We start from the raw sequence: 21,744 nt of genomic DNA on the forward strand, positions 1-21,744 counted from the left end.
GGGGCGGTCGGGGCCAACTGTTTTCCCGTGCGCGCGTCGCCGTCCCCTAGGGGACGGAGTCCCCCTCCCTACGGGGTGGGAAGGGCCCGGAGTCGTACGAGGGGACGACGGAGGCCAGGTCCCGAGGCCGATGAAAGCGGGGTGCCCGGATCGCACTATGGATACATGAGCGCAGCGACCTTCACCCCAGCCTCCGTCCGCCCCCGGCCGCCGTCCGGCGCGACCGCCCTGCAGGGCAGCCACCGGCACCGACTCGGCGACGCCCTGCGCGCCGTCAAGGTCTTCACCGGCGCAGCCCTGGGAGTGGTCCTCCTCGGCGAGTACGACGAGCAAGCGGGCGTACACCGCCGGTAGGGCCCCGTCCCCGGCCGCGATCCTCGCCAGGGTCGCGCAGCTGTGACACCCGCGCCTCCACCGCACGGCCGCACCCCGCCCACGGACCGCGCCCACGGGCCCCGTCAGGGGCGCGGGGAACTGCGCGCCCAGCCACGACGAACCCAGCAGCCGCACGGCCTTCCTTCGGCCCCCGGGCCTTCCTTCGGCCCCCGGGCCCTCCTTCGGGCCCTCGGCCTGTCCTCGGCCCCCCGGCCTTCCTCCGGGCCCCCGGCCTTCCTCCGGCCCCCGGGCCTTTCCTCGGCCCCGGGCCCCCGGCCCGGCCTTTCCCCGGCCCCCGCGGAGCGCTCCGCTCAGCTGTCCGCCAGGAGCTCGTCCGCGTCCACGATCCGGTACGCGTACCCCTGTTCGGCCAGGAAGCGCTGGCGGTGGGCCGCGAAGTCCTGGTCGATCGTGTCGCGGGCCACCACCGAGTAGAAGTGCGCCTGGTGGCCGTCGGCCTTCGGGCGCAGCACCCGGCCGAGGCGCTGGGCCTCCTCCTGGCGGGAGCCGAAGGTGCCCGACACCTGGATGGCGACCGTGGCCTCCGGCAGGTCGATGGAGAAGTTGGCGACCTTGGAGACCACCAGGACGCTGATCTCGCCCTGACGGAACGCCTCGAAGAGCTTCTCGCGCTGCGCGTTCGGCGTCTCGCCCTTGATGACGGGCGCGTCCAGGTGCTCGCCCAGCTCGTCCAGCTGGTCGATGTACTGGCCGATGACGAGCGTCTGCTGCCCCGCGAAACGGCGGACCAGCGCCTCCGTGACCTTGCGCTTCGTCGCCGTCGTCGCACAGAAGCGGTACTTCTCCTCCGTCTCGGCGGTCGCGTACGCGAGCCGCTCGGAGTCGGTGAGGTTCACCCGGACCTCGACGCAGTCGGCCGGCGCGATGTAACCCTGCGCCTCGATCTCCTTCCAGGGCGCGTCGAAACGCTTCGGCCCGATGAGGGAGAAGACGTCCGACTCGCGGCCGTCCTCGCGCACCAGCGTGGCCGTCAGACCGAGCCGGCGGCGCGCCTGGAGGTCGGCGGTGAACTTGAAGACCGGGGCGGGCAGCAGGTGCACCTCGTCGTAGACGATCAGCCCCCAGTCGCGGGAGTCGAACAGCTCCAGGTGCGGGTAGACGCCCTTCCTCCGCGTCGTCAGCACCTGGTACGTGGCGATGGTGACCGGCCGGATCTCCTTGCGCGTACCGCTGTACTCGCCGATCTCCTCCTCGGTCAGGCTCGTGCGCTTGACCAGCTCGTGCTTCCACTGCCGGGCCGACACGGTGTTCGTGACGAGGATGAGGGTGGTGGCCTTCGCCTCGGCCATGGCGCCCGCCCCGACCAGCGTCTTGCCGGCGCCGCAGGGGAGTACGACCACTCCTGATCCGCCGTGCCAGAAGTTCTCCACCGCCTGCTTCTGGTACGGCCGCAGGGACCAGCCGTCCTCGGCGAGGTCGATGGTGTGCGCCTCCCCGTCCACGTACCCGGCGAGGTCCTCGGCCGGCCAGCCCAGCTTCAGCAGCGTCTGCTTGATCTGCCCCCGCTCCGAGGGGTGCACGGCGACGGTGTCCGGGTCGATCCGGTTGCCCACGAGCGGGATGATCCGCTTCGAGCGCAGGATCTCCTCCAGGATGGGCCGGTCGGTGGTGGTGAGGACGAGGCCGTGGGCCGGGTGCTTGCTCAGCGTGAGACGGCCGTAGCGGCCCATCGTCTCCGCGATGTCGACCAGCAGCGCGTGCGGCACCGGATAGCGGCTGTACTGCACGAGCGCGTCCACGACCTGCTCGGCGTCGTGCCCGGCGGCGCGCGCGTTCCACAGCCCGAGCGGGGTCACCCGGTAGGTGTGGATGTGCTCGGGCGCGCGCTCCAGCTCGGCGAAGGGCGCGATGACCCGGCGGCACTCGTCCGCCAGCTCGTGGTCGACCTCCAGGAGCAGGGTCTTGTCGGACTGGACGATGAGTGGACCATTCACGCGCGCGTCCCCTTCTGCACAGCCGTGCGAAGTGCACGGCCAAACGTCCAGTGTGCCTGATCGCCGGCCGCTCACGCCGTGGTCCGCCGCCGCCCCGCTCCTGTCCTACTGGATGTCTATTCATTCCAATGAGTGGTGTGAATTCAGATTTACGGTCCTGGACCCGAAGAATGGCGATCCCGCAGGTCACTGCCCCAGGTCGCCGCCCAGGGAGAGCTCACCCTTGCCCGGTCACAGCCATGCCCCGCCGCCCGTACCGCTGCCCGCCGTCTCCCAGCCGACCACGACGCTCGGATACGCCCTCTTCGCCACCCGCTGGCTCCAGGCCCCGCTGTACTTCGGACTGGTGGCCGCGCAGGGCGTGTACGTCTACAAGTTCTTCAACGAGCTGTGGAATTTAATCCTCCGGTGCGTGACCGGCCAGGCGAACGAGACGTACGTGATGCTTGCCGTGCTGAAGCTGGTGGACGTCGTCATGATCGCCAACCTGCTGATCATGGTGATCGTCGGCGGATACGAGACGTTCGTCTCGCGCATCGGACTGCAGGGCCACCGTGACCAGCCGGAATGGCTCTCGCATGTCAACTCCAACGTGCTGAAGGTGAAGCTCGCCACCGCCATCGTGGGCATCTCGTCCGTCCATCTGCTCCAGATGTTCGTGGACGTGCACCACACCTCGCAGCATTCGCTGCTGTGGGGGACGGTCATCCACATGGCGTTCATCGCCTCGGCGGCGATCCTGGCGTACATGTCGGGGCCGATGGCGGAGCACGGGGACCGTCCGCACAAGGGGCATGCGCAGGGGGTGGGGCTCGCCGGGGAGGCGGTCGGGTCCGGGGCCGCCGTCTCGTCCGTACCGGCCGAGTTCGCCCTCACCGTGGCGGCTCCGCCCGCCGTGCGGGCCGCGGTCCCGGTCCCGGCCCAGGCGGCCACCGCCCCGTACGACTCCCATGACGGCTACGGCTCGTACGAGACGGGCGCCGAGGCCCGGATCCGGGACGCCGGGTTTCCCGCCCGGAAGCTGCTGGAGGAGTTCGACGAGGAGCATCCCCGGGGCTTCGACCGGGAGACCGTGGCGCGGCTCGGCAAGCTGGACTTCGTCGCGGCGCGGCGCAACGTGGTGTTCGTCGGCCCGCCCGGCACCGGGAAGACGCATCTCGCCGTCGGCGTCGGGATCCGGGCCTGCCAGTCGGGGCACCAGGTCCTGTTCGCGACCGCGGCGCGGTGGGCCGCGCGACTGACCGCGGCCCGGGCGGAGGGCCGGCTCGCCGACGAACTGGCGGCACTCGACGCCCACCCGCTGCTGATCGTCGACGAGGTCGGCTACACGCCCTTCGACGCCGACACCGCCCATCTCTTCTTCCAGCTGGTCGCGCACCGCTACGAGCGCGGCTCGCTGATCGTGACCACCGACCGTCCGCTCGGCCGCTGGGACGAGGTCTTCGGCGGCGCCGCCCCCGCGCTGGTCGACCGCCTCGCCCACCACGCGGAGATCGTCCGTCTCGAAGGGGACAGCTACCGCATGCGCCGGGCTACTTCAGCGTGGGCAGAGTGATGTTGTTGACCAGCGGTCCTTCGACGGTGACCCCTTCGGTGACGAGCGGTTCGAGGGCCGCCGCCGGGAGGGGCAGCGGCAGCGCGGCGGCCTGCGGGGCCAGCACGCCGATGAGCGCGGCCGACGCGAAGAGGGCGGCCGTGGCGGCGGAACGCGTGTGCGTACGGCGCTTGGGACGCACGGGAATCGCGGCGTGCGCGGGTTGCGTGGCGCGAGTGGGACGCATGAGGACTTCGGAGCCTTTCGGAAGCTGCTGAGCCGGGGTGGGGGCCCGCGGAGGGGACGGGCCGGACTCGGATGCCGAGTCCGGCCCGCGGGGCGTGCGGGGGCGACTCAGAGCGTCAGACCCCCGCCGAGATCGATACCGATCGCCGCGGCCTGTGACGCGAGTGCGCCGAGCAGCGCGGCGGTACCGATCAGCACGGTGGCGACACGACGAGCAGTACGCATGGGACTACCTCCTGGTCGGTGTGATCACGCCGTTGCGTGATCACCACCCAGTGGCTGCCCCGCGAGCCGCGGCCCGATGCGGGAGGCCCCGCAAGGTTCCTCATGGGTGGGAAGCGCCCGGCGTGGCGCGCATGAACCGCCGCGTACACCCGGACGAGTGAGACGGCGGCCGCCCGGCGCGGCCCGGCGCTGACCGGTCGGCGCGGATCGGCCCGGCGCGGCCCGGCCTCGTGCGCGACGCGGGCTCAGGCCTGCTCGTCCGCCAGTTCCGCCACGCCCGTCACCCGGTGCAGGGGGTACGTACGGACCTCGTCCGCGGTGTGGTCGTACGCCGTGACGAAGCCGCCCTCCACCCGCACGGGCGCGATGACGCGCTGGCTGGCGGAGCCCTCGGCGTTCACGTAACCGATCCAGAGGGTGCCGCCGGTGAGGACGGCGGCCTGCATGGTGGCGAGGGTCTCGGCGGAGGTGGTGCGGGGCAGGGCGCCGTTCCGGCCGGGCGACGAAGACGGCTTGCGCGGGGCCGTGGACGCCACGTCACCCGCACGGATGGCGCGGATCGCGGCCCCCAGAAGGGTGGTGTCGGGGGACGGCGGCCCGTCGGGAACCGGCTCGGGCGCCGTGCGCGGGGGCGTGCGACGGGCGTCTGCGCGGGTGATCAGCACGTCACCCTCGGCGGACTCGGCGGCCGGTGCGAAACCCATCGCGCGCAGACCGTCGAGAAGCGTGGCCGGGTCGGTCTGGGCGGCCAGGACCGTGGGCGCGAGGCGGCGCAGCCGGAGCCCCTGCGACCGCTTGTCGGCGATGATCTCGTTCAGCAGCGCGTCGTCGTCGCAGCGGACGTACGCCGAGGCCGCGCCGATCCGCAGGTGGCCGTGCCTGCGCGCCACGTCGTCGATCAGGTAGGCGAGCGGCTGCGGTACCGGCGTACGCGAGTGGGCGGTCAGGAACGCCTGCAGGTCGGAGGCCGAGCGGCCCGCGTCCAGCGCCCGGCGGACCGAGCCCGGCGTGAAGCGGTACACCGTCGCCCCGCCCTTCGATTCCACGTCCGCGAGGACACCCAGCACGTCCGCCAGGGGGCGTCGCAGCGGGCCCGGGGCCACCGCCGTGAGGTCCGCCTGGAGCAGGACGTGGTCGAGGGGCTCCGGAAGGAGGGGCGCGAGGAGACGGCCGGCCCGGGAGGCGGCGGCGGCCACCTCGGCGGGGGAACGGGGCTCCGGCGGGGGCGCCGGATGGTGGTGCCGGTGGTGGACGGGGAGCTTGTCGCCCGGACCGGCGGCCCGCTCCGGGGCGGGCGGGCGCGGCGCCGCCGCTCCCATGAGCGCCCGCCCATGCGCGGACAGCGCGCCCCTGCCGGTGATTCCCAGCGACTCGGCCTCGGTCAGCGTCCACCGGGCGAGCCGGGCCCGCAGGTCGTCCGAGGAGGCGGCGCCGCGCAGGGCGCGCTCCCAGTGCAGCCGGGCGACGAGGGAGTCGGGGGACGCGGCGCCGCCCTCGGGCAGCGCGGCGAGCAGCGAGAGAACCCGGTGACGGACCTCGGGGGCCGCCGAGCGGTCCAGGCCGGGGCCCAGGGCCGACAGGGTGCGCTCCTTGGTGTCCCGGCCGCCGACCACACCCGCCGTGCGGGTGGCCGACAGCCACGCCGTGGCCAGCCGCGTCCAGCGCTCGGCGGCCGGCAGGTCCAGCCACTCGTCGTAGGCGGGCGTCGCCGCGTACCGCTCGTCGGCCGCGCCGTCCGAGGCCAGCAGGCCCGCCGCGTAGGCGAGTTCCACCCAGAACGCGGCGACCGGCTCCGGCACGTCCAGGGCCACGGCCGTCCGCTTCAGGTCCCGCACGCTCAGGCCGCCCGCGCGCATGACGGACGGGCCGCCCTCGTCCCAGTCCTTCAGCAGCTCCTCGACGGTGGCGAGCGCCGTGTACGCCTGGCCGGCCGCCGTGGCGTCCACAACCTGTGGACCGTGCACGGCCGTGGGTTCGACCGGCGGAGGCAGCGGTTCCGTCGTGCGGTGCGCCCGTCCCGCGCGCAGATGGAGGGCGACCTCGCGGGGCAGTACGACCGTGCCGGGTGCCGTCGGCAGGAGCAGCCCGCGGTCCAGGAGCCAGCGCAGCCGGGACGCCGGATCGGCGGTCACCTGGCCGTACGGCGGCCCCCAGACCAGCCGCGAGAGAACCTCCAGGGAGTCCGGCGGGGCCGAGTCGAGCAGGGCGGACATCCGGGCGCGGTCGGTGAACAGCCTCGTGAGCGACTCCACCGCCGACACCGCGTCATGGGTCGTGGCCAGCCCGGCCGCCGCGAGGATCTCCTGGATACGGCCCGGGGACATGCCCGCCGTGGCCTCCGCGACCGTCGGACCCAGCCCGGTCGGGGACGGGTGCTGCGGCGAGGGCGCGAGGAGTTCGCGGGCCGTGCGGACCAGCCGGAGCCGGTCGTCCGCGCCCCACACCAGCGCCTGCTCGCGCAGGACGGCCACGGCGTGGGGAAGGGCCTCGGTGACCGCCGGGTCGCCCGCGTCGCCCGCCAGCAGCTCCAGCAGCGTGCCGTACGGAGCCGGTTCCGGGGCCACGGCCAGTGCTTCCGCGCTCTGGAGGGCGAACCGGTCCAGCCGCTCCAGGGCACGGATCACGGACGCGCGCGTACCGGCTCTGGTGGCCAGCTGGGTGAGGTCCGTCGGTACGGGAGTGATGAGGTCCGGGCGGGCCCGCAGCAGCGCGGACAGGGAGGAGTCGTCGCGGGCCCGCAGGTCCTCCGCGAGTGAACGAGGGTGTGCCCCGGCGGGAGCGGGCTCCTCTGCGGACACCCCGCCGGGCTCCTCTGGTGACTGCTCCTGGACGCTCATCCGATCCACGGTAGCGGGTGGGCGGCCGCCCACGTTCCCGTTGGTGTGAGCCACTGCCGTGCCGGGGCCCGTCACGGGCGGCGGGCGCGGTACCGTCGTTCGCGCGGGGACATTTCAACGCGGGCGCCCCGGAGGGGACTTCGTGGGGATCGAGAGCGACCAGCTCGTATTCGACTATCTGAGCCGGGTCGGCGACCTGGCCCAGCAGAGGCAGCTGCCGTCCGGGACGCGCATGCGGCTCGTCACGGAGCTGCGCGGCGAGATCGACCGGCGCCGGGCCAAGGCGGTCGTCGACAGCCCGGCCGCGGTCCGCCGCATCCTCGACCGCCTGGGCACCCCCGAGTCGGTGGTCTCGGCGGCGAACGCCACCGGGGGCACGCAGGACCCGGCACAGCCGCGGGCCGCCGTCCCCACCCAGCGGGCCGAGGAACCGGAACCCCGGCCGAAGACCCGCCGCAGGGTCCCCCGGCCGCGCCCGGCGGAGCCGCGTGCCGCCGAGACGGCCGACGCCGCGCCCTCCCCGCCGCACCTCGCGAGCACGGACGAGCTCGGCTCGTACCAGCCCGACTGGTGGCGGGTGGAGAGCGGACCACTCGGGTCGATGGACAACGTGCCAGGGTTCGTCGGGGGCATCGAGATCCCCGAACTGCTCAAGCCGCCGCCCGGCGAAGAGCCCGACGAGCCGGAGCCGAAGCCCGTGACGGCGGTCGTCGAACCGGTGGCACCCGTCGAGGCGGCCGGCCCGGCCGGGCAAAAACGCCGCCGGTTCGTCCCGCGCCTGCGGCCCGTCGGCGGAGGCTGGACCAACCCCCTGCTGCTGCTCGCCGCCGCCCTCCTCGTCGCCGGCGCGGCCATCGGCAACCTCGTCATGCTGGGCCTCGGCTGGCTCATCGCCTACCTCTCGCGCCGCCTGAGCCCCACCGAGTCGAAGTGGGCGGTCCTCGGCGTGCCCGGCCTGGTCGTCTCGGCGGGTGTCGTCTGGCTCTGGGGCCGCACGGAGGGCCGCTGGGGCACACCCGTCGCCCAGGGGCAGATGAGCGACGCGGTCGCCGAGACCTGGCCGTGGGTCCTGCGGGGCGCGGCTATCGCTTCCGCGCTGTATCTGGTGTGGAGGTCGCAGCGCCGGAGGTAGCGGACTCCTGGGCGGGGACACCGGCATCGGTACGGTCCGCCCCCTCGGACGGGGCACGCCAGGGCGCTCCGGGCACCACCAGCGGCGACCCGGTCACCGGATCCGGTACGACCACGCACTCCAGCCCGAAGACCTCCCGTACGAGACCGGCCGTGACGATCTCCGACGGCGGGCCGGAGGCGACGATCCGGCCGTCCTTCATGGCGACGAGGTGGTCGGCGTAGCGGGCGGCCTGGTTGAGGTCGTGCAGGACGAGCACGACGGTACGGCCCCGGCCGCCGTCGGGAGCGGGCGCGGCCAGCTGCCGTACGAGGTCCAGGACCTCCACCTGGTGCGCGATGTCGAGATAGGTCGTCGGCTCGTCCAGGAGCAGCAGTCCGGTCTCCTGGGCCAGCGCCATCGCGATCCAGACCCGCTGGCGCTGCCCGCCCGACAACTCGTCCACGGGACGCTCGGCCAGCGCCGCCACGTCCGTGCGTTCCATCGCCTCCGTCACGGCCCGCTCGTCCGCGTCGGACCACTGCTGCCACCAGCTCTGGTGCGGCTGGCGCCCGCGTGAGACGAGGTCGGCGACGGTGATCGCCTCGGGTGCCACCGGTGTCTGCGGCAGCAGCCCGATCTGCTGGGCGATCCGCTTGGTGGGCAGCTCGGCGAGCGAGGTCCCGTCGAGGAGCACGGCCCCGCCCCGCGGTTTCAGCAGCCTCCCCAGCGCGCGCAGCGTGGTGGACTTCCCGCAGGCGTTGGGTCCCACGACGACCGTCACCCGCCCGTCCGGAATCGCGAGGTCCAGCCCGCGCACCACGGTGCGGTCCTCGTACGCGAGGGTCAGGTCCCGCGTCGACAGCCTGCTCATGCCCTGCCTCCAGAACGGACGGTACGGCTCCGGACGATGAGCCAGATCAGATACGGCGCCCCGACGGCCGCCGTGAGCACGCCCACCGGCACCTCGGTCGGCGAGAAGAGCCGCCGGGCCAGCAGATCCGCCAGCACGACGACGAAGGCACCGAGCAGCGCCGAGCACACCAGCGGAATCTGCGCGGTACGGGCCGAGCGGCGGGCGATCTGCGGAGCCAGCAGCGCCACGAAGTCCACCGGTCCCGCGGCCCCGGTCGCCACCGACGCGAGCACGACCCCGATCAGCACGAGTCCCAGGCGCACCCGGTTCAGCCGCACACCGAGAGCCGTCGCCGTGTCGTCGTCCACGCCGACCGACCGCTGGGCCCGCGCGGCCCACGCCACCGCCGGCAGGAGCAGGAGCAGCGTCCAGCCGAGGGGCGTGGCCTCCGCCCAGCCGCGGCCGTTCAGCGAGCCCGTCATCCAGATCTGCGCCTGCTGGGCGACCAGGTAGTCGCCCTTCGTCATGAAGAGCGTGGTCACCGAACGCAGCGCGATGGCGAAGCCGATCCCGATGAGCACGAACCGCGTGGCGTGCAGCCCGCCGCGCCAGGCGAACGCGTACACGAGCCCGGCCGCGAGGAGCCCGCCCGCGACGGACAGGTACGGCAGGACCGCGTACGAGGTCACCCCGAACGTCATCGCGCCCACCGTCAGCGCGCTCGCGCCCTGGCTGATCCCGATGATGTCCGGGCTGGCGAGCGGGTTGCGGGCGACGGTCTGGATCAGCGCGCCCGCCACTCCGAAGGCGGCCCCGACGAGCAGTCCGACCACCAGCCGGGGCGCCCGCAGCGTCCCGACCACCAGCTCGTCGGGCGAGGGCCGGCCGGTCAGGACCTTCAGCACCTCACCGGGCGCGACGAAGCTCTCGCCGACACAGAGGTACGCGAGACAAGCGGCCGCGAGGAGCACGGCGAGGACCGCGCACACGCCGGCCGCCCGCCGGTGCAGCAGGAAGGTGGCCCGCCGGACGCGGAGCACCGCGTACCCGGCCGAGGAGGCGGTCGTGGCCGTCGCCGTCGCCGTCGTCATGCCGGTACCGCCTTCCTGCGGACGAGCCCCACCAGGAACGGCACTCCGATCAGGGCCGTCATCACACCCGCCGGGACCTCGCTCGGCGGGAACAGCACCCGGCCGACGGTGTCCGAGACGAGCAGCATGGTCGGGCCGAGGAGGGCGGCGAGGGGCAGCACCCACCGGTGGGAGGGCCCCACGACCGCGCGGGCGAGGTGCGGGACGGCCAGCCCGATGAAGGCCAGCGGGCCGGCCGCGGCGACGCCGACACCGGTGAGCACCGTGGCGCCGAGCCCGCCGACGATCCGTACCGTCGCGACCCGCTGTCCGAGGCCCCGGGCCACGTCCTCGCCGAGGGCGAGCGCGTCCAGGCCGCGCGCCACCGACAGCACCAGGACGGCCCCGGCCAGCAGGAACGGCCACACCTGCCCGACGATCTCCGCGTCCCGTCCCGCCAGCGAACCCACCTGCCAGAAGCGGAACTCGTCCAGTGCGGAGGCCTGGGTGGTGAGCACGGCGGTGGTGACCGACACGAGCAGCGCGTTGATCGCGGCGCCGCCCAGTGCGAGTTTCACCGGGGTCGCGCCGCCGCGTCCGCTCGACGCGACGGCGTACACGGCGACCGACGCGACGGCCGCGCCCGCGAAGGCGAACCAGACGTACCCGGTGAGCGTGTGGATGCCGGCGAAGGCGATGGCGAGGACGACCCCGACCGAGGCGCCCTGGCTGATGCCCAGGATCCCGGGGTCGGCGATGGGGTTGCGGGTGATGCCCTGGAGGGCGGTGCCGGCCAGGGCGAGGCCCGCGCCGACCATCAGGCCGACGAGTGTGCGGGGCACCCGCAGGCCGCGTACGACCTCCGCGTCGGCGCTGTGGCCGCCGTTCAGGAGGGCGTCCCAGACGGCGGACGGCGGGACGGCACGGGCGCCGACGGCCAGGCTGAACAGGACCGCCAGCAGCAACGCGACGACGGCTGCCGCCAGTGCGGCCGCACGTCTGGCTTGCATGGGCTGGGGCTCCGGGGGCTGGAAGGACCGGCTGGTTCGGTAAGGCGTGGCTGAGTCTATGTGGCCGATCCGGGCCGCTCGCCGGGTGCGGGTGGGCTGTGGCCGATCGCGCAGTTCCCCGCGCCCCTGGAGGGGGCGCCGCCTGGCGTCGTGCGTCCGCCGCGGGCCGTCTTGGGCCGATCGCGCGGTTCCTCGCGCCCCTGGGTGTGTGGGTGCCGGGGACGTCCGGAGCGTTCGCCGCGCGGCCGCGCCCGGGAGCGCGGACGCTCACCGGAGCATCACAAGTGCGTCGTATTCGCTGGGCACAATGGCCCATATGACTTCTCGTGCGCTGACCGTCGGCTTCGACCTCGACATGACCCTCATCGACTCCCGTCCCGGCATCCACGCCTGCTACCGGGCGCTCTCCGCCCGGACGGGGACGTACATCGACGCCGATCTGGCCATCACGCGGCTCGGACCGCCGCTCGCGGACGAGCTGGTCCACTGGTTTCCGGCCGAGCAGGTCGAGGCCATGGCGGACGTCTACCGGGAGATGTATCCCACACACGCCATCGCGCCGACGCCCGCGATGGCCGGCGCCCGTGAGGCGATAGCGGCGGTACGGGCGGCGGGCGGGCGCGCGATCGTCGTCACCGCCAAGTACGAGCCCAACGCCAAGCTGCACCTCAGCCACCTCGGCATCGACGCCGACGCCGTCATCGGCGGCCTGTGGGCCGAGGGCAAGGCCGAGGCCCTGCGCGAGTACGGGTCGGCTGTCTACGTCGGCGACCACACCGGCGACGTACGGGGCGCCCGCAGCGCGGACGCCCTCTCCGTCGCCGTGGCCACCGGCCCGTGCGACGCGGACGAACTGCGCGCGGCGGGCGCCGACGTGGTGCTCAAGGACCTGACGGAGTTCCCGGGTTGGCTGGCGGGGCACCGGGGCGCACGCCGATAGGCGCCCGGGAACCCGCGCGCGCCTGCCGACGCCCGCGGGCGATCGACTGGAACACCCCCGCTCCCGCGATGAGGAATCCGACTCCCATCAACATGCTCAGTCCGAACATGTACGTCGGAAAGGGCGTCGTACCCAGGAGCAGTGGGGCAACGGTGACCAGTGTGGCCGCGGCGCCGACGAAGAACACGATGGCACCGGCACGGATCAGTCCGTCTCCGGCCGCGGCGGAATTCGGTGGGGTTTTGTCACGCACCCGACCAGGGTAGTTCGGAGCCGCTGCCCTCACTTGGCGGGGCCCAGTCCTGTTTCCGGGCGTGATTAAGCCTGTGTGTCGTTGGGGAGAGCCTCGGTAGGCTGTTCAGCGGCATTTCTGACTAGCGTCCGGCCCCGTCCGGGACCGATCGAGGGAGCGTGTGCTTTGCCGACTGGCAAGGTCAAGTGGTTCAACAGCGAGAAGGGCTTCGGCTTTCTCTCCCGCGACGACGGCGGCGACGTCTTCGTCCATTCCTCGGTCCTGCCCGCCGGAGTCGATGTTCTCAAGCCGGGTCAGCGTGTGGAGTTCGGTGTGGTCGCCGGGCAGCGCGGTGACCAGGCACTTTCGGTGACGATTCTGGACCCCACGCCCTCCGTCGCGGCGGCCCAGCGCCGCAAGCCGGACGAACTGGCGTCCATCGTCCAGGATTTGACGACTCTTCTGGAAAACATCACGCCGATGCTGGAGAGGGGCCGCTACCCCGACAAGGCCTCCGGCGCGAAGATCGCGGGCCTTCTCCGCGCGGTCGCGGACCAACTGGACGTCTAGTCGGCGAAAGGCTGAGCCCCGCGTCCCTTCAAGGGCGCGGGGCTCAGCCTTTTTTCGAGGAGCGGGTGGAACCGCGCGAGCGATCAGCCCTCACCGGGCCGCACTCCGCGAACGACCCCGTGGCACCCCCTACGCGGGAAACTCCAGCGACCCCGGCGCGAGAGCCGGCACCAGTCCTTCCGCCGCGGCCCGGGTGAGCAGGCCGCGGACCGCGGCGTACCCGTCCTCGCCGAGGCCGGCGGTGAACTCGTTGACGTACAGCCCGATGTGCTGGTTCGCCACCGACTCGTCCATCTCCTGGGCGTGCTCCATCACATACGGCCGGGACGCCTCGGGATCGTCCCAGGCCGCCCGCACGGACGCCCGCGCGCTCTCGGCGAGCAGCCGCAGCGTGGCCTCGCCCAGCGACCGCCTGGCGATGATCGCGCCCAGCGGGATCGGCAGCCCCGTCGACTGCTCCCAGTGCTCGCCCATGTCCGCGAGCTTGTGCAGCCCGTAGTTCTGGTACGTGAAGCGGGCCTCGTGGATGACGAGCCCGGCGTCCACCTTGCCGTCCCGCACGGCGGGCATGATCTCGTGGAACGGCAGCACCACGATCTCGCCGACCCCGCCGGGCACGACGTCCGCGGCCCACAGACGGAACAGCAGGTACGCCGTCGACCGCTCGCTCGGCACCGCGACCGTGCGGCCGGTGAGGTCCGCACCGGGCTCCCGGGTGAGGACCAGCGGCCCGCAGCCCCGCCCGAGGGCGCCCCCGCAGGGCAGCAGCGCCCACTCGTCCAGGACGTACGGCAGGACGGCGTACGACACCTTCAGGACGTCGAGCTCGCCGCGTTCGGCCATGCCGTTGGTGAGGTCGATGTCCGCGAAGGTCACGTCCAGCGCGGGTGCTCCCGGGATCCGGCCGTGGGCCCAGGCGTCGAACACGAAGGTGTCGTTCGGGCAGGGCGAGTAGGCGATCCTCAGCGGCTCCGCGCCGCTGTCGGTCTCATTGAGTGCGCTCATGTCCGTTCCAACTCTCCAATACGGGCGGGAGCTTCCCGAACGCCCCGGTCAGTGCCGCGAGGGCCTCGCCGATCCGCCAGGCGGTGCGGTCCCGGGGGCCGACGGGGTTGGACACGGCACGGATCTCCAGGACGGGCACGCCGTGTGCGGCGGCCGCCTCCGCGACGCCGAAGCCCTCCATGGCCTCGGCGAGCGCCCCCGGGTGGCGCCGGCGCAGCTCCGCGGCCCGCTCCGCGCTTCCGGTGACGGTGTTGACCGTCAGAACTGCCCCGGAACGCGCCCCGGTGACGGCCGCGACCTCTCGTACGAGTGATTCCGGCGGCCGGTGGGTGACTGCTCCGAACCCCAGTTCGGTGACCGGGACGAATCCGTCGGCGGTCTCGGCGCCCAGGTCCGCGGCGGTGATCTCGTCGGCCAGGACGAGCGATCCGACGGGCGCGTCGGGCGGGAACCCGCCGCCGATGCCTGCCGAGACGACCAGGTCGTACGGCTCACCGGCCAGCGCGGCGGCGGTGAGCGCGGCGGCGGTCGACGCGGCGGCGGCCGCCGGACCCACGCCCGCGGCGAGGAGGTCGAAGACGGCGGAACCGGCGAGGGGTCCAGCGGTGAGGGGTTCAGCGGTGAGGGCGGAACCGGCGGGAGCGGGATCGCCCGCGGGGGAGCGGTCCGCCGGGACGGCCACCCTGCTCAGGCTCGCCCCCGGAACCACGTGCTCCCGCGCCGGGAGCGCGAACGCCGCGGCCACCGCGTCCCGTTCGACGGCGACCGCGGTGGCTACGAGGACACGCGTGAGCGGCGGCACGGGCGGACCGGGCGGCTCAGGCGTCCGCGTTCTCGAGCTTGAAGTTCCAGACACCCTGGACCTGCGTACCGGCCTTGTTCTGCTGGACGACGCTGATGTAGATCGTCTTCGGGGCGGCCTGGCCCTGCTGCTCGGCGAAGAGGTCGACGCCCTCGAAGGCGTAGTACGTCTTCTTGAACGGGGAGGTGACCTGCTGCCCGTTGAGCCACAGGGCCCAGCCCTCGTCGGCGATCTCGGGGTCGACACCGATCCGCAGCGTCTCGCCCTGCGGGACGCTGATCGTTTCGGTGGCCTTCTTGAGGGCGCACTTGGCGGCTTCCGCCTTGCCGATGTTCTTGCCGTCCTTGTAGCACTCGGCCTCGGTGCTGACCGAGTGGCCGCCGACCGTGACGGTGGCCATCGGCGTCGGCTTGTCACAGGCGGACAGGACGAGAAGTCCGGCGGAAACGGCGCCGGCGGCGGCGACGGCGCGGCGACGGCGCGCAAGGGGACGCTGGGAGCTCATGGGCGAAGGTTATCGGGCGGGTCCGGTGGCCCGGCTATGTGGGTGGGGTACGCGGCGTGCCGCGGTCCGGCACATCGGCCCCCGGCGGCCCCTGGCGGTTCACGCCACGCGTGCGTGCTGCCGTCCGCCGTGCCGGGCCGCGCTCAGCAGCCCGCGGACCGTGGTGAGCCAGCCGACCGCGACGATCGCGGAGGCCACGGCCATGCCGAGCGTGCCGTTGAGCGGCAGCGCGATGCCGATCGCCCCGCCGACCACCCAGGCCATCTGCAGCAGCGTCTCCGAGCGCGCGAACGCCGACGTCCGCACCAGCTCCGGCACGTCCCGCTGGATCAGCGCGTCGAGCGACAGCTTGGACAGCGCCTGCGCGAACCCGGCGAACGCGGCGAGGACCGCCACCAGGATCACTCCGAAGAACACCGCGGCCGTGATCGCCACCGCGAGCACCACCGCGACGACCGTGACGATGATCAGCTCCGGCGCCCGGGATCTCAGCGCCGCCCCGACCGCCGTGCCCAGCGCGTTGCCCGCGCCCGCCGAGACGCCCACGATGGTCAGCGAGACCGCCGCACTCGCGCCCGCCAGCGGGTGCTCCCGCAGCAGGAACGCCAGGAAGAAGATCAGGAACCCGGAGAGACCGCGCAGCGCGGCGTTCGCGGCGAGCGCGTGCGTGACCCCCGTACCGACCGTCCGCAGGCCCGGGCGCTTGGGCTGCTTCAGGTGCGGCCCGTGCAGGTGCTGCTCGTCCGCGGCGAGCAGGGCCTTGTCCTCGCCCTTCGCCGAGTCGACCTTGCGTGGCAGCGAGAACGACAGGAACGTACCCGCCACGAAGAGCAGGAAGGCGCCGTAGAGCGGATAGCGCGGGCCGAGGGCCTGGAGCCCCGCTCCGATGGGAGCCGCCACGCCCGTCGCCAGCAGGCCGCCCAGCGTGACCCGTGAGTTCGCCTTGACCAGGGAGAACGACGGTGGCAGCAGCCGGGGCACCACGGCGCTTCTGACGACGCCGTACGCCTTCGACGCCACCAGGACGCCGAGGGCCGCCGGATAGAGCTCGATGCTGCCCGTGACGACCGCGCCCGACAGCAGCAGGGCCATGAACGCGCGGGCCATGAACGCGCCCGCCATCGCGGCCCGGCGGCCGTGCGGGAGGCGGTCCAGGAGGGGGCCGATGACCGGGGCGAGCAGCGTGAACGGAGCCATGGTGATCGCCAGGTAGAGCGCCACGCGGCCGCGCGCCTCGTCCGTCGGGACCGAGAAGAACACCGTCGAGGCGAGCGCGACGGTGATCATCATGTCGCCGGCGCCGTTCACCCCGTGCAGTTCGATCAGCTTTCCGAGGCCCGACTCGCCCGCGCCGTGCGCGTGTGTCGCTTTTCTGATGCCCTTTGCCGTACCGGTGAACGGCAGGTGCAGGGCACGCCCGACGGAACGGAGCGCCCCGCGCACCGCGCCCGCTCCGCCTGTACTTCCCGCCCCTGCGCCACCGATCCCGGTGGCGCCTTGGGGCGACCTTGCTGCTGCCACTCCGCAATAGTGCCCCGAGAACGGCGGATGTAGCGTGGTTACCGCGCGTATAGAGGCTGAGTGGACGCTGTGGAACCGACGCCGGGCGGGCCCGGAAGACGCCCGGCCGGGGGCGCCGCGAAGCGGTGAAGGCAACGCCGGTGTAGGCCCAGGGCCGACAAGGCGGTAGCGTGCGTAGCGCGCCCGCGGCGGTTGTTCTCGGCCGCGCGCCTCTCGGTCATCCCGCAGAATGGATGGCGTAGGCGCGCCCGAGTGCGATCGGGCGCGGACGTCGACGCGGCCCACTGGTCCGCTCCGTCCGCACCCCCGTCGAGGGACGGCGCACTCGTGAGACGGCGTAGGAGAGAAGCGATACCTGTGAGCGCGACAACGCGAAGCCGAACCCCCGACCGTCTGTGTGCCGAGGCCGTGGACCTCGCCCGGGCAGCCGCCGAGGAGGCCGCCGCTCCCGGCGTCGTCGGGGAGCACGCGGGAATGGTCAGCGAAGGGGACCGCGTCGTCACGCACTTCTTCGAATGCAAGGAGATGGGCTACCGCGGGTGGCGCTGGGCCGTGACCGTGGCCCGGGCCTCGCGGGCGAAGATCGTCACCCTGGACGAGACCGTGCTGCTGCCCGGCTCCGACGCCCTCCTTGCGCCCGAGTGGGTGCCGTGGAGCGAACGGCTCCGGCCCGGCGACATGGGCCCCGGTGACCTGCTGCCCACGGACGCGGAGGATCTGCGCCTGGAGCCCGGGTACTCCGGCGAGGACGAGCCCGCTCCGAACGCGCCGATCTCCGAGGAGATGGCCGAGCTGGCCGAGGCGGAGGACGCCGAGGTCCTGCCCGGGGCGCCGTCCGCGCTGCCGCTGGTGCCCTCCCGCGGGTCGATCGCCTCCGTCGCCGAGGAACTGGGCATGCGGCGGGCGCGGGTGCTGTCGCGGTACGGGCTGCACGTCGCGGCCGACCGGTGGGAGGAGTCGTACGGGGCCAAGACGGCGATGGCCCAGGCGGCGCCCGCCACCTGTGTCAGCTGTGGCTTCCTGAACCCCGTCGGCGGATCGCTCGGACAGGCGTTCGGTTTGTGTGCGAACGAGTTCTCGCCCGCGGACGGTCGCGTGGTCTCGCTGTCGTACGGCTGCGGCGGTCACTCCGAGGCCGCGGTCATGCCGAAGCCGATGCGGCCCGCGCCGCCGGTCGTAGACGAGACCCGGGTCGACCCGTTCCCCCTGCGGCCGGCCGCCGACTCGGGGTCGGTCCCGGTGGGGCCGGACGAGTCCACGGCGGAATTCGGCCACAGTTAGGCTGCCGCTTGGCTGCCGCCGGCTGGGCCGGGAGCGGTTCGGGTCGGCTCGGGCCCGCTGTGATGTGCGGGTTGTGTGTGGCTTGTCGCGCCCGCGCGGCGGAGCCGCAGGACGACACAGCCCCGCGCCCCTGGAGGGGGTGGCCCGGGGTTGGTTGTCGAGTGCGGGTGCGGCGGTGGCCGGTCGCGCCCGCGCGGCGGAGCCGCAGGACGACACAGCCCCGCGCCCCTGGAAGAAGCCGGGGCCGCGGCGGTCGTCTTTTCAGGGGCGCGCTCAGCCACCGCCGGTCCGCGCCCGTATCCCGGTGGGGCACCCCGAACCCTGGCCCCCCGCCAAGGGGCACGCGCGGTACCTTCTTGCGGCGACCGGGCCACCGTGCGCGGCCGTACGACGTGAGATGGAGAGTGAACCGTGAGCAACTTCGTGCGGCCGGCTGCCGAGGGCGCGGATCCGTTCGGGACGGCACGGCTGCGACGCGGGGTGCTGGACGCCTGGGCGACGAGCCCGGCGCGGTTCCGTGAGGACGCCAACTCCGAAGAGGACCTCGTCCTCGGCGGATACCGGGACCGGCTGGTCGTCGAGCTCGCGCAGAACGCCGCCGACGCCGCGTCCCGTGCGGGCGTCCCGGGACGCCTGCGGCTCACCCTCCGCGACGGCGTCCTCGCCGCCGCCAACACCGGCGCCCCCCTGGACGCGACCGGCGTCGAATCCCTCTCCACCCTGCGTGCCTCCGCCAAGCGGGACGACAGCGACAGCGCGGTCGGCCGCTTCGGCGTCGGCTTCGCGGCCGTCCTCGCCGTGACCGACGAACCCGCCCTGCTGGGCCGGCACGGCGGCGTCCGCTGGTCCCTCGCCGAGGCCCGCGACCTCGCCGTCGGCACCGCCCGCAACAGCCCCGGGCTCGGGGACGAGCTGCGCCGCCGCGACGGTCATGTGCCGCTGCTCCGGCTGCCGTTCGCGGCCGAGGGCGCCGCGCCGGCCCCGTACGACAGCGTCGTGGTCCTGCCGCTGCGGGACCAGGCCGCCCAGGCCCTCGCGGAGCGGCTGCTCGACGGGATCGACGACGCCCTGCTGCTCGCCCTGCCCGGCCTCGAAGAGGTCGTCGTCGAGACCGGCGACGGCGACGTACGGACGATCAGGCGCCGCGCCGACGACGCGGGCGGCGTGGTCGTCGAGGACTCACGGGACGGCACGACGCACTGGCGCACCGTCTCCGCCCACGGCTCCCTGGAACCCGCGCTGCTCGCGGACCGGCCCGTCGAGGAGCGGCTGCGCCTCCACTGGTCGGTCACCTGGGCCGTCCCGGTCGACGACGACGGCACCCCCGGGCGCCCCCGCACCGGCCCCGTCGTGCACGCCCCCACCCCCAGCGACGAACCCCTCGGCGTGCCCGCGCTGCTGATCGCCTCGCTGCCGCTCGACACCACCCGCCGCCATGCCGCTCCCGGACCGCTCACCGACTTCCTGGTGCAGCGCGCGGCGGACGCGTACGTCGAACTGCTGACCGCCTGGCGGCCCGTGACCACCGGAACCATCGGCCTGGTGCCCGGCCCGCTCGGCAAGGGCGAGCTGGACGGGGCCCTGCGACTGGCGATCCTCGACCGGCTGCCGCGGGCCGCGTTCCTGCCGCCCGCCGTCGAGCCGGGCGACGACCCCGACCTCCCCGAGGCCCTGCGCCCCCGCGACGCCGAGGTGGTGGAGGGCGCCGGAGCCGAGACCGTACGGGTCCTCGCGGAGGTGCTGCCCAGCCTGCTGCCCGCCGGGCTCGAACGGCGTGCGGAACTGCGCACGCTGGGGGTGGCGCGCGTGCCGCTGACCGAAGCGGTCGACCGGCTCGCGGGCCTGGAGAAGGACCCCGAGTGGTGGCGTCGCCTGTACGACAGCCTGGCCGGGGTCGACCCGGACCGGCTGTCCGGACTGCCCGTTCCGCTCGCCGACGGACGTACGACGATCGGGCCCCGGCAGGTCCTGCTGCCCACCGCGGAGGGGGCCCAGGCCGCGCCCGACGCCCTCGCCCGGCTCGGCCTGAAGGTCGCCCACCCGGACGCCGTCCATCCGCTCCTGGAGAAGCAGGGCGCCCTGCCCGCCACCCCCCGGGCCGTCCTGACCACACCGCAGGTCCGCGCGGCCGTCGCCGCCTCCCTCGACGACGACCGCGGCGGCTGGGACGACGACACCCCCGACGCCGAGGAACTGGCCGACACCGTCCTCGCCCTGGTCCGCGACGCCGCCCTCGAACCCGGCGACGAACCCTGGCTCGGCGCCCTCGCACTCCCCGACGAGGAGGGCGAACTCGTCCCGGCCGGCGAACTCGTCCTCCCCGGCAGTCCTTTCGCCCGCGTGATGCGGGAGGACGAACTCGCCTCGGTGGACGGCGAGTTGGCCGAGCGCTGGGGAGAGCAGCCGCTCGCCGCCTGTGGCGTCCTGGCGAACTTCACCCTCGTACGCGCCACGGACGTCGTCCTGGACCCCGACGAACTGGAGCCGCGGGAAGGGGACTTCGCCGAACCCGACGACGCGGGACTCCTCGACGCCGTGGACGTCTGGTGCGAGGACGTCCTCGACCGGCTGCCGGACTCACCCGTGCCGCCCGTCGCCACGGAACTCGTCGCCGTACGGGATCTCGACCTCGTGGACGACGACCGCTGGCCCGAGGCCCTGGCCCTGCTGTCCCGCCCCCCGCTGCGGGACGCCATCACCCAGCCGGTCCGGGTCCTGCTGGCGGACGGGACGCACGAGATCGTCCGGCCGTACACCGCCTGGTGGCTGCGCGGGCACCCGGTGCTCGACGGCCGCCGCCCGGCCGGTCTGCGCGCCGAGGGCGGCGACCCGCTCCTGCACGGTCTGTACGACGCCGTCGACGCCACCGGATTCGACGACGAGCAGGTCCTGCGGGCGCTGGGCGTCCGCACGTCCGTGTCCGCCCTGCTCGCCGAGCCCGGCGGCGGTGCCGAACTCCTCGACCGGCTCGCCGACCCCGACCGGGAGGTCTCGGCGACCCAGTTGCACGCCCTGTACTGCGCGTTGGCCGACCTCGACCCCGACCAGGTCACCCTGCCCGACGAACTGCGGGCCGTCGTGGACGGCCAGGTGCGGGTCGTGGACGCGGCCGACGCCGTGGTCGTCGACTCGCCCGACCTGCTGCCCTTCACCGGCGGCACGCCCCTGCTGCCCGTACGGCCGTCGCGGGCCGCCGACCTGGCCGAGCTGTTCCAGGTCCGGCGGCTGAGCGAGTCCGTCACCGGCGAGGTGACGAGCGAGGGCTCCGAGCACGACGTACCGGAATCCGTACGGGTCCTGCTGGGCCCGTCGACCCCCGCGACCTACGTCGAGCACGAGGAGCTCTTCGTCGACGGCACCGAACTCGACTGGCGCCGCACCCGCGACGGCGTCCTGCACGCCGCCACCCTGGAGGGCGTCGCCGCCGGTCTGGCCTGGGCGGCCGGCCAGTGGCCCCGCCGCTTCGAGGTCGCCGCCCTGCTGGAGGACTCGTCCAGGACGGACGAGCTGGCGCGGGACCGCTGGTTCGACTGAGCTCGGCGTGAACCGGGCCGACCCCGGGCCCGGTTCACGCAGGTCCGGTTGGTGCAGGTCCGGTTCGTCCGGGTCCGGGGGTGAATGCCGATGACCTTGGTCACGCGTGTGCAAAAGATTCACCACACGTACAAC

18 protein-coding genes are annotated in these 21,744 nt (G+C 73.7%); 7 read left to right on the plus strand and 11 right to left on the minus strand.

What is annotated here, in order from left to right:
- Positions 1 to 165: 165 nt before the first annotated feature.
- Positions 166 to 354: a hypothetical protein gene (locus tag KUF83_RS09125; protein ID WP_217454078.1), complete on the plus strand. Its 189-nt coding sequence runs from the start codon at positions 166 to 168 to the stop codon at positions 352 to 354.
- Positions 355 to 686: 332 nt separating this feature from the next.
- On the opposite strand, the gene KUF83_RS09130 is transcribed toward KUF83_RS09125, so the two are convergent.
- Positions 687 to 2,330, minus strand: coding sequence for a DNA repair helicase XPB (locus KUF83_RS09130; RefSeq protein ID WP_217454079.1), 1,644 nt, complete (start codon positions 2,328 to 2,330; stop codon positions 687 to 689).
- A gap of 223 nt (positions 2,331 to 2,553) precedes the next feature.
- Between KUF83_RS09130 and istB the strand changes: the two genes are divergently transcribed.
- A complete protein-coding gene (istB, locus tag KUF83_RS09135) occupies positions 2,554 to 3,885 on the plus strand; it encodes an IS21-like element helper ATPase IstB (protein WP_374106025.1) in 1,332 nt (443 codons plus the stop codon).
- On the opposite strand, the gene KUF83_RS09140 is transcribed toward istB, so the two are convergent.
- Positions 3,863 to 4,111, minus strand: coding sequence for a hypothetical protein (locus KUF83_RS09140; RefSeq protein ID WP_254643593.1), 249 nt, complete (start codon positions 4,109 to 4,111; stop codon positions 3,863 to 3,865). The two genes, istB and KUF83_RS09140, sit on opposite strands and share 23 nt — an antisense overlap.
- Before the next feature lie 469 nt (positions 4,112 to 4,580).
- Positions 4,581 to 7,172, minus strand: coding sequence for a helicase-associated domain-containing protein (locus tag KUF83_RS09145; protein ID WP_217454080.1), 2,592 nt, complete (start codon positions 7,170 to 7,172; stop codon positions 4,581 to 4,583).
- A 142-nt stretch (positions 7,173 to 7,314) separates the two neighbouring features.
- Here KUF83_RS09145 and KUF83_RS09150 point away from each other — a divergent pair, with 142 nt between their 5' ends.
- The gene (locus KUF83_RS09150; RefSeq protein ID WP_217454081.1) at positions 7,315 to 8,304 is read left to right on the plus strand and encodes a hypothetical protein; all 990 of its coding nucleotides are present in this window, start codon (positions 7,315 to 7,317) and stop codon (positions 8,302 to 8,304) included.
- Here KUF83_RS09150 and KUF83_RS09155 read toward each other — a convergent pair.
- Genes KUF83_RS09155 through KUF83_RS09165 form a run of 3 tightly spaced genes read right to left on the minus strand, consistent with a single transcriptional unit; the run spans position 8,255 to position 11,219 of the window.
- On the minus strand, positions 8,255 to 9,157 hold the full coding sequence (locus tag KUF83_RS09155) for an ABC transporter ATP-binding protein (RefSeq protein WP_217454082.1): 903 nt from the start codon (positions 9,155 to 9,157) through the stop codon (positions 8,255 to 8,257). The two genes, KUF83_RS09150 and KUF83_RS09155, sit on opposite strands and share 50 nt — an antisense overlap.
- Positions 9,154 to 10,230 (minus strand): iron chelate uptake ABC transporter family permease subunit, encoded by a 1,077-nt coding sequence (locus tag KUF83_RS09160; protein WP_217454083.1) that lies wholly within the window; start codon positions 10,228 to 10,230, stop codon positions 9,154 to 9,156. The genes KUF83_RS09155 and KUF83_RS09160 overlap by 4 nt, the downstream gene beginning before the upstream one ends.
- Positions 10,227 to 11,219 (minus strand): iron ABC transporter permease, encoded by a 993-nt coding sequence (locus KUF83_RS09165; RefSeq protein ID WP_217454084.1) that lies wholly within the window; start codon positions 11,217 to 11,219, stop codon positions 10,227 to 10,229. The genes KUF83_RS09160 and KUF83_RS09165 overlap by 4 nt, the downstream gene beginning before the upstream one ends.
- Before the next feature lie 307 nt (positions 11,220 to 11,526).
- Between KUF83_RS09165 and KUF83_RS09170 the strand changes: the two genes are divergently transcribed.
- A complete protein-coding gene (locus KUF83_RS09170; RefSeq protein ID WP_217454085.1) occupies positions 11,527 to 12,159 on the plus strand; it encodes an HAD family hydrolase in 633 nt (210 codons plus the stop codon).
- Here KUF83_RS09170 and KUF83_RS41855 read toward each other — a convergent pair.
- A complete protein-coding gene (locus KUF83_RS41855) occupies positions 12,101 to 12,412 on the minus strand; it encodes a hypothetical protein (protein ID WP_308402950.1) in 312 nt (103 codons plus the stop codon). The genes KUF83_RS09170 and KUF83_RS41855 overlap by 59 nt on opposite strands.
- Before the next feature lie 165 nt (positions 12,413 to 12,577).
- Here KUF83_RS41855 and KUF83_RS42575 point away from each other — a divergent pair, with 165 nt between their 5' ends.
- Positions 12,578 to 12,961 carry a cold-shock protein gene (locus KUF83_RS42575; RefSeq protein WP_055610283.1) on the plus strand — a complete coding sequence of 128 codons (384 nt, stop codon included), beginning with the start codon at positions 12,578 to 12,580 and terminating at the stop codon, positions 12,959 to 12,961.
- Positions 12,962 to 13,090: 129 nt separating this feature from the next.
- Here KUF83_RS42575 and KUF83_RS09180 read toward each other — a convergent pair whose 3' ends face one another.
- From KUF83_RS09180 to KUF83_RS09195, 4 genes are all read right to left on the minus strand, one after another.
- Entirely contained in the window at positions 13,091 to 13,966 is an 876-nt protein-coding gene (locus KUF83_RS09180) for a 1,4-dihydroxy-6-naphthoate synthase (RefSeq protein WP_217454086.1), read from the minus strand.
- Positions 13,950 to 14,768 (minus strand): futalosine hydrolase, encoded by an 819-nt coding sequence (locus KUF83_RS09185; protein WP_217454087.1) that lies wholly within the window; start codon positions 14,766 to 14,768, stop codon positions 13,950 to 13,952. The genes KUF83_RS09180 and KUF83_RS09185 overlap by 17 nt, the downstream gene beginning before the upstream one ends.
- A 16-nt stretch (positions 14,769 to 14,784) precedes the next feature.
- Entirely contained in the window at positions 14,785 to 15,273 is a 489-nt protein-coding gene (locus tag KUF83_RS09190; protein WP_217454088.1) for a hypothetical protein, read from the minus strand.
- Positions 15,274 to 15,372: 99 nt separating this feature from the next.
- Positions 15,373 to 16,794, minus strand: a complete 1,422-nt coding sequence (locus tag KUF83_RS09195) for an MFS transporter (protein WP_217454089.1) — start codon at positions 16,792 to 16,794, stop codon at positions 15,373 to 15,375.
- A gap of 357 nt (positions 16,795 to 17,151) precedes the next feature.
- Here KUF83_RS09195 and KUF83_RS09200 point away from each other — a divergent pair, with 357 nt between their 5' ends.
- The gene (locus KUF83_RS09200) at positions 17,152 to 18,075 is read left to right on the plus strand and encodes a DUF3027 domain-containing protein (RefSeq protein WP_217454090.1); all 924 of its coding nucleotides are present in this window, start codon (positions 17,152 to 17,154) and stop codon (positions 18,073 to 18,075) included.
- A gap of 411 nt (positions 18,076 to 18,486) precedes the next feature.
- Complete coding sequence (locus KUF83_RS09205; RefSeq protein ID WP_217454091.1) at positions 18,487 to 21,609, plus strand: sacsin N-terminal ATP-binding-like domain-containing protein; 3,123 nt, start codon at positions 18,487 to 18,489, stop codon at positions 21,607 to 21,609.
- Positions 21,610 to 21,744 lie beyond the last annotated feature (135 nt).

This window comes from Streptomyces sp. BV286, from assembly GCF_019090165.1.
Taxonomy (GTDB): domain Bacteria; phylum Actinomycetota; class Actinomycetes; order Streptomycetales; family Streptomycetaceae; genus Streptomyces.

Excerpts from the sequence above, each read along its gene's own strand:
- KUF83_RS09125 (WP_217454078.1), top strand. The coding sequence starts at position 166 with ATGAGCGCAGCGACCTTCACCCCAGCCTCCGTCCGCCCCCGGCCGCCG.
- KUF83_RS09140 (WP_254643593.1), bottom strand. The coding sequence starts at position 4,111 with ATGCGTCCCACTCGCGCCACGCAACCCGCGCACGCCGCGATTCCCGTG.
- KUF83_RS09145 (WP_217454080.1), bottom strand. The coding sequence starts at position 7,172 with ATGAGCGTCCAGGAGCAGTCACCAGAGGAGCCCGGCGGGGTGTCCGCA.
- KUF83_RS09155 (WP_217454082.1), bottom strand. The coding sequence starts at position 9,157 with ATGAGCAGGCTGTCGACGCGGGACCTGACCCTCGCGTACGAGGACCGC.
- KUF83_RS09160 (WP_217454083.1), bottom strand. The coding sequence starts at position 10,230 with ATGACGACGGCGACGGCGACGGCCACGACCGCCTCCTCGGCCGGGTAC.
- KUF83_RS09165 (WP_217454084.1), bottom strand. The coding sequence starts at position 11,219 with ATGCAAGCCAGACGTGCGGCCGCACTGGCGGCAGCCGTCGTCGCGTTG.
- KUF83_RS09170 (WP_217454085.1), top strand. The coding sequence starts at position 11,527 with ATGGCCCATATGACTTCTCGTGCGCTGACCGTCGGCTTCGACCTCGAC.
- KUF83_RS09180 (WP_217454086.1), bottom strand. The coding sequence starts at position 13,966 with ATGAGCGCACTCAATGAGACCGACAGCGGCGCGGAGCCGCTGAGGATC.
- KUF83_RS09190 (WP_217454088.1), bottom strand. The coding sequence starts at position 15,273 with ATGAGCTCCCAGCGTCCCCTTGCGCGCCGTCGCCGCGCCGTCGCCGCC.